At 59.5% G+C, this 15,515-nt stretch carries 14 protein-coding genes and 1 pseudogene; 10 read left to right on the top strand and 5 right to left on the bottom strand.

The features are described 5' to 3' along the window. Positions 1 to 5: 5 nt before the first annotated feature. Positions 6 to 1,184, bottom strand: coding sequence for a two-component system sensor histidine kinase NtrB (locus AC5V87_RS21010; RefSeq protein WP_456838468.1), 1,179 nt, complete (start codon positions 1,182 to 1,184; stop codon positions 6 to 8). After that, the gene (dusB, locus tag AC5V87_RS21005; protein WP_495371926.1) at positions 1,181 to 2,182 is read right to left on the bottom strand and encodes a tRNA dihydrouridine synthase DusB; all 1,002 of its coding nucleotides are present in this window, start codon (positions 2,180 to 2,182) and stop codon (positions 1,181 to 1,183) included. Before dusB ends, AC5V87_RS21010 begins: the two co-directional genes overlap by 4 nt. A 279-nt stretch (positions 2,183 to 2,461) precedes the next feature. On the opposite strand from dusB, the gene AC5V87_RS21000 reads away from it, so the two are divergent. Next, positions 2,462 to 3,643, top strand: a complete 1,182-nt coding sequence (locus AC5V87_RS21000; RefSeq protein ID WP_456838469.1) for a bifunctional 2-C-methyl-D-erythritol 4-phosphate cytidylyltransferase/2-C-methyl-D-erythritol 2,4-cyclodiphosphate synthase — start codon at positions 2,462 to 2,464, stop codon at positions 3,641 to 3,643. A 3-nt stretch (positions 3,644 to 3,646) separates the two neighbouring features. After that, positions 3,647 to 4,255 (top strand): CinA family protein, encoded by a 609-nt coding sequence (locus tag AC5V87_RS20995; RefSeq protein WP_456838470.1) that lies wholly within the window; start codon positions 3,647 to 3,649, stop codon positions 4,253 to 4,255. Between the two features lie 30 nt (positions 4,256 to 4,285). On the opposite strand, the gene AC5V87_RS20990 is transcribed toward AC5V87_RS20995, so the two are convergent. Next, entirely contained in the window at positions 4,286 to 5,065 is a 780-nt protein-coding gene (locus AC5V87_RS20990) for a mechanosensitive ion channel family protein (RefSeq protein ID WP_495367662.1), read from the bottom strand. A 751-nt stretch (positions 5,066 to 5,816) separates the two neighbouring features. Here AC5V87_RS20990 and AC5V87_RS20985 point away from each other — a divergent pair. The 7 genes and pseudogenes from AC5V87_RS20985 (at position 5,817) to AC5V87_RS20955 (ending at position 12,767) form a co-directional block, all read left to right on the top strand. Continuing rightward, positions 5,817 to 6,494, top strand: a complete 678-nt coding sequence (locus tag AC5V87_RS20985) for a hypothetical protein (RefSeq protein ID WP_495367661.1) — start codon at positions 5,817 to 5,819, stop codon at positions 6,492 to 6,494. Between the two features lie 25 nt (positions 6,495 to 6,519). Beyond that, the gene (locus AC5V87_RS20980; protein ID WP_495367660.1) at positions 6,520 to 7,083 is read left to right on the top strand and encodes an adenylate kinase family protein; all 564 of its coding nucleotides are present in this window, start codon (positions 6,520 to 6,522) and stop codon (positions 7,081 to 7,083) included. An 807-nt stretch (positions 7,084 to 7,890) separates the two neighbouring features. Continuing rightward, a complete protein-coding gene (locus AC5V87_RS20975; protein ID WP_495367659.1) occupies positions 7,891 to 10,374 on the top strand; it encodes a hypothetical protein in 2,484 nt (827 codons plus the stop codon). Positions 10,375 to 10,951: 577 nt separating this feature from the next. Continuing rightward, complete coding sequence (locus tag AC5V87_RS20970; protein ID WP_495367658.1) at positions 10,952 to 11,692, top strand: hypothetical protein; 741 nt, start codon at positions 10,952 to 10,954, stop codon at positions 11,690 to 11,692. Between the two features lie 214 nt (positions 11,693 to 11,906). Then, positions 11,907 to 11,957: pseudogene (locus AC5V87_RS20965) on the top strand (hypothetical protein); the annotation flags it as partial. Between the two features lie 62 nt (positions 11,958 to 12,019). After that, positions 12,020 to 12,424 carry a hypothetical protein gene (locus AC5V87_RS20960; protein ID WP_495372037.1) on the top strand — a complete coding sequence of 135 codons (405 nt, stop codon included), beginning with the start codon at positions 12,020 to 12,022 and terminating at the stop codon, positions 12,422 to 12,424. A 148-nt stretch (positions 12,425 to 12,572) separates the two neighbouring features. Continuing rightward, the gene (locus AC5V87_RS20955; RefSeq protein WP_495367657.1) at positions 12,573 to 12,767 is read left to right on the top strand and encodes a hypothetical protein; all 195 of its coding nucleotides are present in this window, start codon (positions 12,573 to 12,575) and stop codon (positions 12,765 to 12,767) included. Positions 12,768 to 12,778: 11 nt separating this feature from the next. Here AC5V87_RS20955 and AC5V87_RS20950 read toward each other — a convergent pair. After that, positions 12,779 to 13,932, bottom strand: a protein-coding gene (locus AC5V87_RS20950; protein ID WP_495367656.1) for an IS3 family transposase whose coding sequence is annotated in 2 segments (ribosomal slippage) — positions 12,779 to 13,683 and positions 13,683 to 13,932 — 1,155 coding nt in all. Because the reading frame shifts where the segments join, the coding sequence is not laid out codon by codon here. A gap of 35 nt (positions 13,933 to 13,967) precedes the next feature. On the opposite strand from AC5V87_RS20950, the gene AC5V87_RS20945 reads away from it, so the two are divergent. Then, positions 13,968 to 14,324, top strand: a complete 357-nt coding sequence (locus AC5V87_RS20945) for a hypothetical protein (RefSeq protein WP_495367655.1) — start codon at positions 13,968 to 13,970, stop codon at positions 14,322 to 14,324. A gap of 109 nt (positions 14,325 to 14,433) precedes the next feature. On the opposite strand, the gene AC5V87_RS20940 is transcribed toward AC5V87_RS20945, so the two are convergent. Beyond that, on the bottom strand, positions 14,434 to 15,474 hold the full coding sequence (locus AC5V87_RS20940) for an HNH endonuclease (RefSeq protein ID WP_495367654.1): 1,041 nt from the start codon (positions 15,472 to 15,474) through the stop codon (positions 14,434 to 14,436). Positions 15,475 to 15,515 lie beyond the last annotated feature (41 nt).

Genomic DNA, 15,515 nt, shown 5'->3' with positions numbered 1-15,515 from the left:
GATCCTCATTTTGCCCCCTGTGACGCAGGCGACGACTTCCCGGCAGAGCCGTCGCGACTGCTGTGATCGGCATGTTTCACCGATGTGGAATACATCGGCATCAGCACGCGGAAGGTGGTCTTGCGCGGCTGAGATTCGCATTCGATGATGCCCCCGTGATCGCCAACGATCTTGGCAACCAATGCAAGACCCAGGCCCGAGCCGGTCTGCTTGGTGGTCACGAAGGGGTCGAACAGGTTGGGCAGAAGATCGTCCGGCACGCCTGGTCCATTGTCCCTCACGCAGAATTCAAGCGGCAGGGATACCCGGGATTTTTGACCGGGGACTGACAGGCGCACGCCGGGACGGAATGCGGTGGTGAGCTGGATCTCGGCGTCGGGCACGTCGATCAGCGCTTCGGCGGCGTTCTTCACGAGGTTGAGGAACACCTGGATCAGCTGGTCCTGGTTCGCCAGCACCGGCGGCAGCGAGGGATCGTAATCCTCGATGAAGCGGATGTTGCGGGCAAAGCCGGACTGCGCCAGCCGCTTCACGTGGTCGAGCACGGAATGGATGTTGACAGGGCCGCGCACCACGGGGCGCTCGTCGCCGAACACCTCCATGCGGTCGACCAGCGTCACGATGCGGTCGGCCTCGTCGCAGATCAGGCGCGTCAGCATGCGGTCCTCGGACGAGGCCTGCTGCTCCAGGAGCTGCGCCGCGCCGCGGATGCCGGAGAGCGGGTTCTTGATCTCGTGCGCCAGCATCGCCGCCAGCGCGATGACCGAGCGCGCGGCGCTGCGATGGGTGAGCTGCCGGTCCATCTTGTCGGCGATGGTGCGCTCCTGGATCATCACCACGATATGGCCGGGCCGCTCCGTCAGCGGCGCGACATGCAGGTCGACCTGGCGGTCGCCGCCGCCCATGCGCGGCGTGCCGAGATCAACCTTGTATTCGTTGACCGGCGAATTGGAGGAGCGCACCTGGTCGATCAGCGCCAGCAAGGGGCTTCCAAACGGCACCAGCTCCTTCAGCGACTGCCGCCTCAGGAACTGCGTCGAGATCTCGAAGAAGGCCTCAGTCGCGATATTGGCGCCGACGATCTTGCCGTCCGGCCCAATCAACAGCACGGGGTTGGGCAAGGCATCCAGGATCGCGTCGCTGTCGGACGGAAGCGGCCGGCGATGGTCGGCGGCTGAGCTCATGCAGCAGCGCTCCATGCGAAGTCGTCGAAGGCATCTTGCAGCGACTGGTGGACCAGGCGCGGATCCTCCGAGGTGAGGATTGTCCGGCGCCAGGCCTTCAGCTTCTCCGCCGGGGCGCGGCTCGCTTCCGCGGCGACATCGAGCGCCCAGCCGAGATGCTTGCGCGCGTGCCTGAGGCCGACGCGCAGACCGTAGAGCGCGCAAACGCCTTCGTAGAGCATGCGGACGTAATGCAGCTGCCTTGCGAGCGACGGCGCGGCTTCGACCGCCCCTCCCTTGAGGCGGCGGCCGATCTGGCCCGGCAGCCAGGGCTTGCCGTTCGCGCCGCGGCCGATCATCACGGCATCGGCGCCGGAGGCTTCGAGCGCGGCGCGCGCTTGCTCGTAGGTCGTGATGTCGCCGTTGACGACGAGCGGAATGGAGATGACATCGCGCACGGCGCGGATCGCATCCCAATCCGCCTCGCCCTTGTAGAACTGGCAGCGGGTGCGGCCATGCACCGTGACGAGCTTGACGCCGGCGGCCTCCGCGCGGCGCGCCAGCTCCGGCGCGTTGCGGGTGCGGTCGTCCCAGCCGAGCCGCATCTTCAGCGTCACCGGCACCTTCACCGCGGCGATGGTCGCGTCGATCAGGCTGACGGCATGGTCGATGTCGCGCATCAGGGCCGAGCCGGACTGGCCGCCGGTGACGTGACGGGCCGGGCAGCCCATATTGATGTCGATGATGTCGGCGCCTTCGGCTTCGGCAATGCGGGCGCCTTCCGCCATCCAATGCGCCTCGCAGCCGGCGAGCTGGACCACATGCGGGCCGATTCCCGTCGCTTCGCAGCGCAAACGGGACATCCGGTGGCCGTTGGCGAGCTCATCGCTGGCGGTCATTTCGGAGACGACGAGCCCGGCCCCCAGCTCGGCGGCCAGCTTGCGGACGGGCGAGTCGGTCACTCCCGACATCGGCGCCAGGAAGACCGGGGTGGCGACGTCGATATCGCCTATTTTCAACGGCTTAGAGCCTGATACTGCCGAGCCGGTCACTGGGGTCTCGTTGCTGGGCAGGGCCTCATCGCACCTGCCGCGACCTATCTTGCGCACAATTCTTGTGCAGTCAAGCGTCATGCCTACAGTTTAGACAGTTCTGCAAATCTTGCAAGTGCGGTGCAGCAAAATGCTGTTTCCCACAATCCCGGGAAACCCCTTTTTTTGCGGGCCTGCCGTGCTAGAGGCATTCCAACAATCACCCTTCCCCGACTCCATTCATTAGCAGCTGAGTATTTGAGTCCTATGGCGAAACCACAGCGCACCGCAGTCGTCCTCGTCGCCGCCGGACGTGGGCTGCGCGCAGGCGCCGGCGGGCCGAAGCAGTATCGGACCATCGGCGGCGTGCCCGTGATTCATCGCGCCATGGAAGCCTTCAGCCGCCATCCCGATGTGGTCGTGGTGCAGCCGGTCGTGAATCCCGATGACAGCGCCATGTTCACGGCAGCGGTCGCGGGACTGAAGCATGAGCCGCCGACCAACGGCGGCGCAACGCGGCAGGCCTCGGTGCTCGCAGGGCTCGAAGCGCTGGCAAAGCACGAGCCTGACATCGTGCTGATCCACGACGCCGCGCGGCCCTTCGTTTCGGCCGGCGTGATCTCGCGCGCGATCGAGGCGGCGAGCCGCACCGGCGCGGCGATCCCCGTCGTTCCCGTCACCGACACCATCAAGGTCACCGGCGCGAGCGGCGATGTCGAGGACACGCCGGACCGGGCTTCGTTGCGAATCGCGCAGACGCCGCAATCCTTTCGTTTCGATGTCATCCTCGAAGCGCATCGTCGCGCGGCAAAGGATGGACGTAGCGATTTCACCGACGATGCCGCGATTGCCGAATGGGCGGGATTGACGGTTGCAACCTTTGAAGGCGATGTTGCCAATATGAAGCTCACCACCCCCGAGGATTTCGTGCGCGAGGAAGCGCGCCTCGCCAGTCTGCTCGGCGACATCAGGAGCGGCACGGGCTACGACGTGCACGCCTTCGGCGAAGGCGACCACGTCATGCTCTGCGGCGTGCGCGTGCCGCACAGCAAGGGTTTCCTGGCGCATTCCGACGGTGATGTCGGGCTGCATGCACTGGTGGATGCCATCCTCGGCGCGCTTGCCGATGGCGACATCGGCTCGCACTTTCCGCCAAGCGATGCCAAATGGAAGGGCGCCTCCTCCGACCAGTTCCTGAAATACGCCATCGAGCGCGTCACGGCGCGCGGCGGGCGCGTCGCCAATCTCGAGGTCACCATGATCTGCGAGCGGCCGAAGATCGGCCCGCTTCGCGACACCATGCGCGCGCGCATCGCAGAGATCTCCGGCGTCGACATCTCGCGCGTTGCGGTGAAGGCGACGACCAGCGAGCGGCTCGGCTTCACCGGCCGCGAGGAAGGCATCGCGGCCACCGCGAGCGCCACCATCCGCCTGCCCTGGAGCATCTAGGCCATGGCCGGCAGCGACGCACGCGCCCTCTCCCGCTCGCTGCTCGATCTCTGCCGGATGCGCAAGCTCACGATCGCGACGGCGGAGTCCTGCACCGGCGGCCTCGTGGCCGGCGCGCTGACCGACATTCCCGGCTCGTCTGACGTCATCGACCGCGGCTTCGTCACCTATTCCAACGATGCCAAGCGCGCGATGCTGGGTGTGGAAGCCAGCACGCTGACGAATTTCGGCGCCGTCAGCAAGGAGACCGCAACCGCGATGGCGGTCGGCGCGCTGGAGCGCGCCGATGTCGACCTCGCGGTCGCCATCACCGGCATCGCCGGCCCGGGCGGCGCCACGCCGGGCAAGCCGGTCGGCCTCGTGCACTTTGCCGCCGCCGCCCGCGACGGCCGCATCATCCACCGTGAGCATCGTTTCGGCGCGATCGGCCGCAGCGCGGTGCGCGCGCGCTCGGTGGTCGAGGCCCTGCGCATGCTGATGGATCTCGCGCGCGGACCGCAAGTCGCAGCCAAGCCGCAACGTGCCGCCGCCAGCCGCCTGCGGCCCCGCGTGACCCGCTCACCGCGACGTCATGTGGTGAAGCGCAGGCCGCCGCGGTCGCCGAGAGGCTGAGGCACCGGTCCCCCAAGCTGATGGATCGCCTCACGCTGCCGCAAGCAGCGCGCTCGCATGATCGAGCACGCATTGCTTGACGGCGTCGGCCTCCGACGGTTTCGCCTTCGCGCTGACCGTCAGTTCCAGGATCGGCGCCGCGGGATTGGCGACATCGAGGACCTTGGTGACGGAGACGGCAGGCGCGGCCTGATCGTCGATGCGCGTATCGTTGCGCAATTCCTCCAGAATCCGATCCGCCAGCGTATTGGCAGCGCCTGCCGGGACCGGAAACGCCACCTTGACCTCGCCGGTGCCGGGATAGGCGCTGTGGTTGACGATCGCTGCGCCCCACACCTGCCCGTTCGGCAACAGGATCTGCGTGTTGTCGGCTGCGACCAGCTCGGTCATGAACAGCGATAGCGACCTCACCTTCCCGGCCTTGCCGGCAACCTCGACGTCGTCACCGATGTGAAACGGGCGAAACAGCAGCAGCATCACGCCGGCGGCGAGATTGGACAGCGTGCCCTGCAATGCCAAGCCAATAGCGAGTGACGTCGCGCCCAGCACGGCGACGAGGCTCGCGGTCTGGATGCCGAACAACTGCAGCACGGCGATGCCGACCACCGCGAGCACGCCATAGCGCGCAAGGCTGCCGACGAACAAGGTCACCAGCGGATCGACGCGGTGCGTGACGCCCAGCAAGCGCGTGACGAAACGCTGCATCGCGCCTGACAGATACCAGCCGAGCGCCAGCAGCAGGATCGCGTAGATCGCGTTCAGTCCATAGAGCACAAGCGACGCTTTCAGCGTGTCGAAATTGATGGTCATGGCGGCTCCAACCCGGCAGGACGGAAGAGAACGCAGGACCGCGCGAAATGATCCTAAAGGGAACGGACACGCTCTCGGAGGCCGGATGAGCGAAGCGCGACCCGCTTGCCGCACCACAATCCCTTGTGCTGCCCGGCAGGCAAAACACCCAACCGGCCGGTCAATTCCTGCGCGTGAAAATATTCTTGTTTACCGAATTTCCGGTTCACAGTAGAAGGCTGCCACCTCATCCCAGTCAGAGGGGCGTATCGCGATCGTCACGAACGTGGGGTGAGCCGTGGTGGACGCCGACTGCATCGGCGCGAGGAATATCGCAGGGCGGGCAACCGTGAGCGAGAGCGGCGCGCAAACGACCGATGCGGCTGGCGTACGGCAAAACCGTGTCGTCCTGACGCCCGGAGGCTGTGCGTCAAGTCTTGCGGTGATGCATGCGGCCCAACCGGGCCCGCGTCAGCCATCTGCAAGGCGACGGGGGCAATAGTGCATCGCTCCCCGGGGAGAGCTCGGCATAAACCGTAAGCCCACTGCGCAGGGAAGGTATGATGACAAAAATCGTCGATTTATCAATGAAGTAAAGTTCTTGTGTCCACCGTTGTGTCCCGAACCGGGAAGCCAATGATTTCTGTGAAAAATTTTCGCGGTCTGGCTCGGAGATGTCTGCCGATGCGTCGGCCGCCTCCCCGCCTCAACTAGCTCCCGGCTCGAACGAACGCATGGGCGGCCCGCGCTGCGGCCTGCTAGGGTCTTCGGCATGACAACCTCCCGGATTCATGTAGCAGACATCTCGACCTTCGATGAGGCGTTCGCCGCCCTTGGCCTGCGCGTCGGTCCACGAATTGGCTCTGACAAGCGAACGCAGGACGATAAGGAGTGGTGGGTGGTTCGCCGGTTTCTGAAGGCAGCGTTGTTGGCGAACGTCTTCGCGGCACCACTGACAATTTGGAAGGAGCAGCCTCCGATGCCAGATTTCGCTGTCGAGTTCGCCGACACGCAAGGACCGGCTTACATTGAGATAACAGAGGCGACGCATCCCGATGACCAGCGAGAGATGACGAAATTCGAACTGTCGGACAAGTCGGCGATGTTGATTGGCGAACTTGGTGGGCGATTTTCGGGTGGCGCAAGCGAGCCGGGGCACGCTTGGGCGTCCGACATCATCGATGCAATCGAACGCAAGGCGGGGAAGTCAATCTACTCAATGGACGCCGAAAGCAGGCACCTGGTCATCTATCCAAATTCCAACGCCTCGTTCTTAGTCGCTAGCGAAGAACATGAGCGCGAAGTCTTTTCGATTTTGACGGAGGCAATAGAGTCGCGACGAACAAAGTTCGTCGGCATAGCTAACAGGTGCGCAATCCACGTCCTCGGCAAGCACTTCGTTTGCCTTGATCTCCTTGGCACTAGTCGATTGCTAGCGCGAAGCCGCTGATGCGTGAAAAGGGAAAATCAAGGCGATGGAAAACGAGCCACTGAGGACACAGGATGAACTGCGCGCTCGACTTGATGGCCTCCTACCAAACGGCGGGCGCCTCTGCATCGGCTTCGATGGAATGGATGGTGTTGGTAAAAGCACCCTGGCCCGCGAAATGGCAAAACGCTTCGGAGGCAGCTTGATTTCGTTGGATGACCATCTCGTTAAAAAACAGAACGGCTATGTTCCGCACATTCGCTGCGACGAGCTAAAAGCAGCAATCTCGGCCTCCCGTTCACCGATCCTGATTGAGGGGGTCTGCCTGCTGGCCGTCGCCCACCGCTGCGGCTTTGATGTGGATGTGCTTGTCTACGTGCGTCGTCTTAGCCGTAACAGCGGGATTTGGCACAACGAAGAAGTATGCATCGCAGAGAGACCCGCCGACGAACTGAAGCAGCAAGAGCGAGAGTTTCGTAGAGTGTTCTCGACGGAGCCTGACGGCATTGCCGACGATGATTTGGGATTGACCGGCGAACTGATCGATTACCATGCGCAGTGGAAGCCAGTGGAGCGCGCCGACTTGGTGTTTGACGTAGTGTGCGATTAAACTCCGGTTGTTGTTGAGTCTCGCCAGCTCGGGACGCTGATTCGTGGGCGGGTGCCCCGGTTTCCGGCAACGGCCGCCCGAAGAAACGCACGTACGAGCCGCGCTGCGAACTTCACTCAGGGTTCAGCTTGTCGATCTCGGCCCGCGCCAGCGCCGTGGCTTGCTCGCTGGCTTGATCTCGGGTGTGAGTGTTGGGATCCAGCCGGCGTGAGACAAGGTTGTCCCAATAGAAACCTGACCGATTTCCGTCCGTCCGCGAACCATACCTTCAGACCTCCGCAGACATCGTCCACGCCACGGTGAGGAATGGGGGGCGCCTTCGGCCATGGGTGATTGTTACCATTCCGGCGGAGCGTGGACAACGACAGCTTCTTTGGCGTGATGCGCGTTTGCTCCACCCGGTGTCTGTAGCGGGCCTGGTCATGGGCTCGGGCGGCTCGCCGGCCCCATCCTCATTGAAGACCGTCTTCAGCGCTTTGAACTCCGCAATCTCAGCGCCGCTTGCTTGGCCTCATAGTCTGCCGAGGCCCGGCGTCCTTCTGGCCTGTGAATAACCCAGACAAACGTCCCAACCATCGTATCGCTACCCTGCATTGTGCGATCATAAAGGCTCGCGATTCGCGTAGAGCATTTCGACCTCCCTCCAGCCAAGTAAGCTGAAGAACAGGACTCATCCGACGATGGAGCAGGGTGATCGAGGCGTATGAAGGACGAATTTCCGCGTGACGGCTAGCAGCCCCCCGCACGGCGGCAGGAGCCTTGCTTGAGTTTCTTTTTGTGGTTCGATGAAAATCGGCAGACTGGCTCATGTCTGAAATTTCGGCGGAAATACTCTTAAGGCCAACCCGTATCGGCTTTCTGACCCGGCCAACCGACCTCGCATCGGTGCGCAAGATAATGCGCGCCTGCACGTCTGTTTGGGGGGGCGAATACAATCCCATCATCCCAGTCTTCAAGCGTCCACCCAACGAGTGGAGGCCGGAAATCTATGGGCGTTTCAAGGGAGCTGAAGTAGCAAAGGGTTACGTGCGATTTTTTGAACCTGACGTTTATGTGGAAGCAGAACACGGGTTGCTCGAAGAAGCTGGCTTAGGCGCTCTTCGTCAAGAGCACTCGCTCCATCCGCAAGTCTTGCCATTGGATGCATTCTTGAAGCCTGAAGAGGCGCGCGACTCAGGAGAACCAGCATTCGGCCTCAACATGTTCGACGTGTTGAAGCACATCTACAAAACCGAGCAGCAATTCGTCCAACGCGACAAACGCGATAAAGTCTTGGTAGCCGCAGATCGAAAGAATGCGTTGGTCGAAGCCATGTTTGGCGTTCATCCAACTGCATCTGCGACGAAGTATATCGGTCAAGCCTATCTCGACGTCTATCAACCCGACAAGGTCAATGCCTCACCAGAGATTTGGCGACGTGTATATCTCGGCGGGGCGCAAACACCTTTGCGCGCAACACGGTACTTGCTGGAGGCGCAGCGATACTGGCATCACGACCTGCTTGTATACGTTTTCGATCCTGAGCGTTCCACTGATCTAATTGATCTATGGAACCTCAGGCTTGAGCCGCATCCTGTCCTACCCGTACCAGTCGATTGGTTCGAGCATCTGGGCGATGATCTCCATAGAATTTTAAAATCTGAGCACCGGCCAGTCGTGGGCAATCCTCACGGTGTCATGCACAATGCAACGATTGAATTTGGCCGATCGATTTCAAAGGACAAGGCTGAAGGTCTTATCGGCTCACTGAAGCCGGGTCTTCCATCTGGAGCACTCATCGTCAAATATTGGCGCAACGCGATTTGGGTGGAGCATCGCGACGAACGCGTCCATCGCGATCGACGTTTGAAAGTGACTGCTGCCGAAAAGCGCACGGCGTTGGCGATTGAGAATAGTGACGACCTTCGCACCACGTTTGAGCCGATAGTGCCCGAGTTTGCGTCCCGTTATGGGCGAGGCCATTGTCGTTGGATAAATGTGATGAAAGTCTCGGCGTTTGGCTCGCGCGACATTGCAACGGTGCTGCCGTTTAACACGTTCAACCGCGAATGGCCTCGCTTTGGGGGTGGCGGAGAGCAAATTTCGGTCGGGATGGAAGGGTGGGTTTTCCCTCAGCAGTATAAGAGCCTAGACCAGTACGTTTCGTTGATGAGCGCGAATGATGCGATTGTTGGCGCGATGGAGCAACTCGGGATTAAGGCTGAGCTATCAGAACCAGGGCATATTGCGCGACAGATGCTTGAAAACCTAGGCGGCCTATGGGGTGCTCACTATATCGCTGACATTCCGACGATTGAATTGCTCAATAAAATGGCTGGGGGATTGCGTCGCCAGAACAATGAAGACGAAACAATAGAAGAGAATTTTGGACTTAGGACCGCACCGCTCCAAGATTGGACAGCGCTTATCGCAGCTCGGAAAGCGAGGCATCCCTACTTCAACAACACCCTCGAGGATTATACGAAGCGCAACATCATTCGACTAGGACTCGAAACTGATTGTCCGCATTGCCGAGCCAAGAACTGGAGCACTCTAAGCGAGGTTGACTATCGAATCGCCTGCGAAAGATGTTTGAAGTCATATGAATTCCCGCAGGCCAACGTACGGCCCCACAACCGCAACTTCACATATAGGGTCATTGGCCCATTCTCCGTGCCGGATTATGGACGCGGCTCCTACAGCGCATTGTTAACGCTTCGCGTGCTCGACCGCTTACATTCGTCTATGAATGATATGGCGTTTTCAACGGCGATGAATTTGTCCATGGGCGAACTAAAGTGCGAGGTAGATTTCGTCGCATGGCGGGGTGAGGACCGGCTATCAGATAGACGTCGCCCGCCAACGCTCATCTTGGGCGAGTCCAAATCGCTCGGAAAAGGTGAACTCATAAAGCAGAAGGACCTTACGAAACTAAAGGCGATTGCGTCGCGGCTGCCCGACTCGGTCGTTGTTATTTCCGTGATGCGAGATCATTTCACGCCGGCTGAGAAGAAATTGCTCGCTCCCTTCGTTAATTGGGGCCGTCGCGTCAACGTTCATGGTGAACCAACCAATCCGGTTGTGTTGCTGACTTCGAACGAACTCATGATGGATCACAGCGTATCAGCGGTTTGGAAAGCTCTAGGTGGCGTGCACGGAAAATTCAGCGAATATGAACACACGCGCAATCTATTAAACTTCGCGAATGCGACCCAACAAATCTACCTTCATATGAAGTCATTCCACCAAGCACGGGAAGAGTATTGGCGAAAGCGTCTGGCTCGGCGAGCTGCCAAGGCCAAGCCAAGCTGACGACGCGATCTCGGAACTGTTCTTTAAACCTACGGCCCTAACTTCCGAGGGCCGCCGTGCTAGTGACCATCCGGATCTGCCGGTGGCAACAAGCCCCCCGGACCTCAATCAGCTCGCTCCGGGGAGATCTTTGGGGCAACTCTATGATGGCGGCCCCGGCACCGCGAAACCCAGTGCCGGGTTTGAGCAGAACTATTTGTGCGTCCCGTACTGGTTGCCACTGTTCGGATTCGAATAGGTACCGCCTCTGTGAGACGATCCTGATCCTCCGACATAAGAGCCGCCGTGACTGGTGGTGTGAGAACCTCCCCAATAAGACACCCGGCTACCGCCCCCCCTAGCTTCAGCAAAGGTGGTTGAGCACAGAAGCGCCACCACAAGTATCGCTATCTTTTTCAAATCAGCCCTCCCTAAATCGCCGCACAAACTTGGCGTCAAGTGTAGGTAGAGCCAGGTTATACGCGCAATACGAACCTCATTCGCGTACACACAACTAAGGTCTAGGGTTTCGCCGGGAGACGAGGCTATTGCTCTCGCGCGCTGGTTGCGCTTTTATCCCGGCGGCTGGGAGGAAGTGATGCGTAAATGGGGCGTCGTGGCGCTGTGCGCTACGTTGGGCGGCTGTGTAACCAATGCTGAGACTGTTCAGTTTCGGCCCTCCAATCCACAACAGCAAGCGCTTATGCGAGATGGCCAAGCGGCCTTGGTCTCGCGCCAAAAAAGTTCGCTTGTCTTGGTTCGTCCGGCTTCGCGACAAGTACGCGGCAACGGACGGCCTGTCTTCGTTGTGGCCATCAACAACCTGAGCAAAGGCCCTGTTGAATTCCGCGTTGCACAAGTCGAGGCAACACAGCATGTCGCCGGCTCGGACTATGGCATGCAGGTTGTCACCTATGAGATGCTTGTTCAGGAAGAGAAGAACCGACAGGTCGCAGCGGCTGTCTTCACGGGCCTAGCTGCCGCAGGAAATGCCTACAGCGCGTCTCAGGCTGGTTACGGGCACTACACGACCCCGAGCGGCCGGACAGGTACGTTTTACAGCCCAACCGCGGCCGCCATCGCGCAGAGCAATGCGACTGCGCAAAATGAGGCAATGATCGCTGCCACCGTCGAGACAGGTCAGCGCAACATGGCGGTCCTTGAACAGTCAGTCATCAAGGACAACACGCTCATGCCCGGTGAGTGGTACGGCGGGCAATTGCATCTCGCGCCCCCGGTCGCCAGCGAAGGCGGAGGTCCCAAGACATATACGATTATTATTACGGTTGGCGCGGATCGGCACGTTATCGACATCGCTCAAACACCGGCAGGAGCTTAATTGCTTCGACGCAGCATCAAAGCAACAGGCGATTCATGCTGGGAGAGTTGTTGGTGGCTGTGGTGGCGTATTCGCTGGCAAGTAACGACGCGCCTGTCGCGGTCTGCCGTCATAATGCTAGACCTTACAAAAACTCCAGGTGTCTTGATTTGGCAATCGAAATGTTGGCCCAAGATCGGCCGAAGTTATCTTCTGTGTGTTGTGGGCTTTTGAGATGGCCTTAATTTCATGCCCTCAATGCGGACACATGGTCAGTCCCAGCGCAAAAGCCTGCCCTTCGTGCGGCCACCCTTTACTTCCTAAGAGCCGACCGAAAGGTGGAGTAGGATGTGCGGTGGTCTTTCTCCTGGTCGGTGGAGGATTGGCGTACGTAATCTCCGAAGGGTCGAAACTCCAAGAAGCAGAAAACTCAACCCAACATGTGTTTCCGATTATATGAAATGCAGCGACAACAAAGAGGTTGTCGAAAAGCACCAATCCAAGGACCACGTCTCACTGGCCATCGAGTGTAAGTCCAGAGCTACTGCCGCGGCAAAATACGGAACACCAGAATTCCCATTCTTCTCCTTTGGAACTTACTACGCCGGGCGGTCCTATATCGATACGGGGAAAGCCATCCTTATTGAGAAGCAGGCGAAGTATAAAAACGGCTTCAACGCCACTATCAATGTCGTCGCAACCTGCACTTATGATCTAAAAGCTGATCAGGCTGAAATTAGCGTTAGGGATTAGCACAGGGGAAGAGCGCGATGTTTGGATGCGAGCGCCGTGCCGCGAAGCGAAGGCGTTGCTGCGGCCCTAGCGGATGATGGCCTGCTCATTGGGGCGGACAAGGAAGACGCGGCAAACGGCCGCCTAAGTTTTCAGATCGAGATGCTTGATGCGTTATTCTATTTTTGACGGATCGCTCGAAGCGACCCAGGCGCGGATTCTGCTGGATGCCGTAGTTCAGTGCGCAAAGGCTGGCGTTAATCCGAGCTTCTTCCTCAAGAAAGTGCTTTGGGGAGTCTCGCTCTACCTAGAGTGCGGAAGTTTGAAAAGGGAGAACTGGCGCACTGAGCTGCTGCCGGTTTGATGGACACCCGGTTAAGCTAATCCCACCTTGCGCTCGAACTCAACAGGGCTGAGATAGCCGATGGTCGAGTGCCTCCGGGTCGTGTTGTAAAATCGTTCGATGTAGTCGAACACATCGGCGCGTGCCTCGTCTCTGGTTCGATAAATCTTGTTGGCCGTACGCTCGGTTTTCAGCGAGGAGAAGAAGCTCTCCATCGCCGCGTTGTCCCAGACGTTGCCGGAGCGGCTCATGCTGCAAACGATGCCGTGATCGGCCATCAGGCGCTGGAACTGTTCGCTGGTGTACTGGCTGCCTTGATCGGAGTGATGCAACAGCGCATCCGGCTTGCCGCGTCGCCAGACGGCCATCAACAATGCGTCCGTGACGAGCTGTGCTGTCATGGCGGCACTCATCGACCAGCCGACCACCCGACGTGAGAACAGGTCGATCACCGCTGCGACATAGAGCCAGCCTTCGGCCGTCCTGAAATAGGTGAAGTCGGCGATCCATTTCTGGTTGGGACGCTCGGCGGCGAACTGCCGGTCAAGGAGGTTCGCCGGTACGGCCTCAAGCTGTCGATCGCCGGCATCCTTCGGCAAGCGCCGACGTCGCGGCCGCGCCCGCAAGCCTTGCAGGCGCATCAGCCGCTCAATCCGGTGCAGGCCGCAATCCGCCCCGTCAGCGAGCAGATCACGCCACACCCGGCGTGCGCCATAGGTGCGGTCGCTGGCGACAAAGCTGGCCTTGACCTTGTCGCCGAGCTCCTCGTCGCTGCGGGATCTGGCGCTGGGAGAGCGGTTCAGCCAGGCATGGAAGCCCGACCGCGACACTCCCAGCGCATCGCATAGCCATGCCACCGGCCAGATCGTCCGGTGCTTCGCGACGAAGGCGAACTTCATGTCGCTTCCTTCGCGAAGTAGGCTGCGGCCTTTTTTAGGATATCCCGCTCGGCCTTCAGCTTGGCGACCTCGCGGCGCAGCCGCTCGATCTCTTGCTGCTCGGGCTTCATCTGACCATGGCCGGGAAAGGCCTGAACCGGGTCAGAGCCGAACTCCTTCACCCATTTGCGCATTACGTTCTCATGAACCCCCAGGTCGCGGCCGGCTTGCGCCACCGACACCCCGCGCTCCCTGACAAGCTTGACCGCTTCGATCTTGAACTCTCGGCTGAACTTCCGTCTCTGCATGACCAACCTCCGGCTTGATAAAACACCCAATCTCGGTGTCCATCAAACCGGCAGCAGCTCACACTTACCATCGCGCAAGTGACGAAGCTAAGAAGGTGCGAGCGTCGGGCGAAATAAACTGGAAGAAGCGCGTTACGTTTGAACACGTACGCCCTCTTGGCAAGATTTACCAAATGCTTCTTGACGAGCGCGAAAGCCTAACGCTCGAAAGGGCGGCCATCATAATTGGCGAGTATCCGCCTATCCTGATTACGACGGACGAGGAACGTCAAATGGCAGAGCGGGGATTCAAAGCTGATGGTGCGCCGGAAGAGCGATACATCGAGATACCGATCTCCGGGTTTGCTTTGCTTTCGGATGGAATCACCTCGGAAATTGCTCGACCATCGTGAACTGGCGATCTTGTTGCTAGCGTCGGGTGCTTTAGGAACGTACTCGCGAACTCGCTCACTTCAACGAGGAAGAGAGTTCGCGGTTTATTGGGCCGACATTGGGGTCGGCCTACACTCTCAGAAGCCTGTGCGCCACGCGGTGGCAGTTAGCACACAGACATTCCACATCTTCGAGCCGAGTCTTGTGGTCCTCTGGCATGTCTTCCACGTGAACCGCTTGGTGATGGACCTCAATACAAGCGGTCCCGTGGTCACCGTCATAGATCAAAATCGGGTCCATGCCGCAGCGCTCGCAGAATAGACGGCCGTGCTTGCGCAAAAACCAATCCTTCTTCGCTTGTGCCAGGCCCGAAGCTCGTTCTCTTCTTAGATGAGCGACAAGGCGTGGTTTTCCTTCGGTCCAAATGCGATCTTCGCTGGATGGTGGAACGTTGATTGGCTCGTTTGATTTGTTTTTCAAGACGATGCTGTATCCAGCTCGCTCAAGGATACGGAAGCAGGTCGTACCTAGCCCGCCTGAAAAATGCTTGGGCAAAATTTCCAATCCCAGCGCCTCAGTAGCTGCAATTCCGAACACTGCCTTCGGGGGGAAACGATCACCCGTATCAGTTACTAAGTCGTAGTCCGTTGAGGAGCCATAATTGTGTTCGAAGTCGGGTTGACGTAGCTTCTGGAGCGCATTCCATACGTGTTCGGCCGACACTGCCTCGAATGCTTCAGCAGAAAGTCTTTCAACGCTTCTCTTATCAACCTTCCTTGCTTCATCTGCGGCTCGGATCGCCTCAAGGGCGGCGACGGCACGGCCATCGTCAATCTTACTTAGACCACGTGCGAAGTTAGCTTGCGAAGTCATGAGTTGTTGAAACCAGCCGGCCTTGGTGACATCGATCGGTTCAGGGAAATAGTCGATGTCAAACAACACTTCGCTCTCGGCGCCGCGGTCGATCTTTTTGATGATCCCAGAGCAGGTTAAGTCATAAACTCGGGGTGAGCCTGCGCCGGTGAACACCCAAAGGCGACTACCGATCAACGCGTCATCCCGGAGCGCCTTCTTAGTGGAAAATCTGAGTTGTCGATCCTGACGGCTCCTTGCATCCTGAAAGTACGGTCCTCGCTCGTCGGTTTTGTGGTATGCGACATAATGATCCATTTTGATTCCAAAATGTGAGGCTACCCACGGTAGTATCTACA

The sequence above is a fragment of the Bradyrhizobium sp. SOJA106 genome (assembly GCF_059448745.1).
Note: the sequence above shows the minus strand (reverse complement) of the source record. Positions and strands in the feature narration are given on the sequence as shown.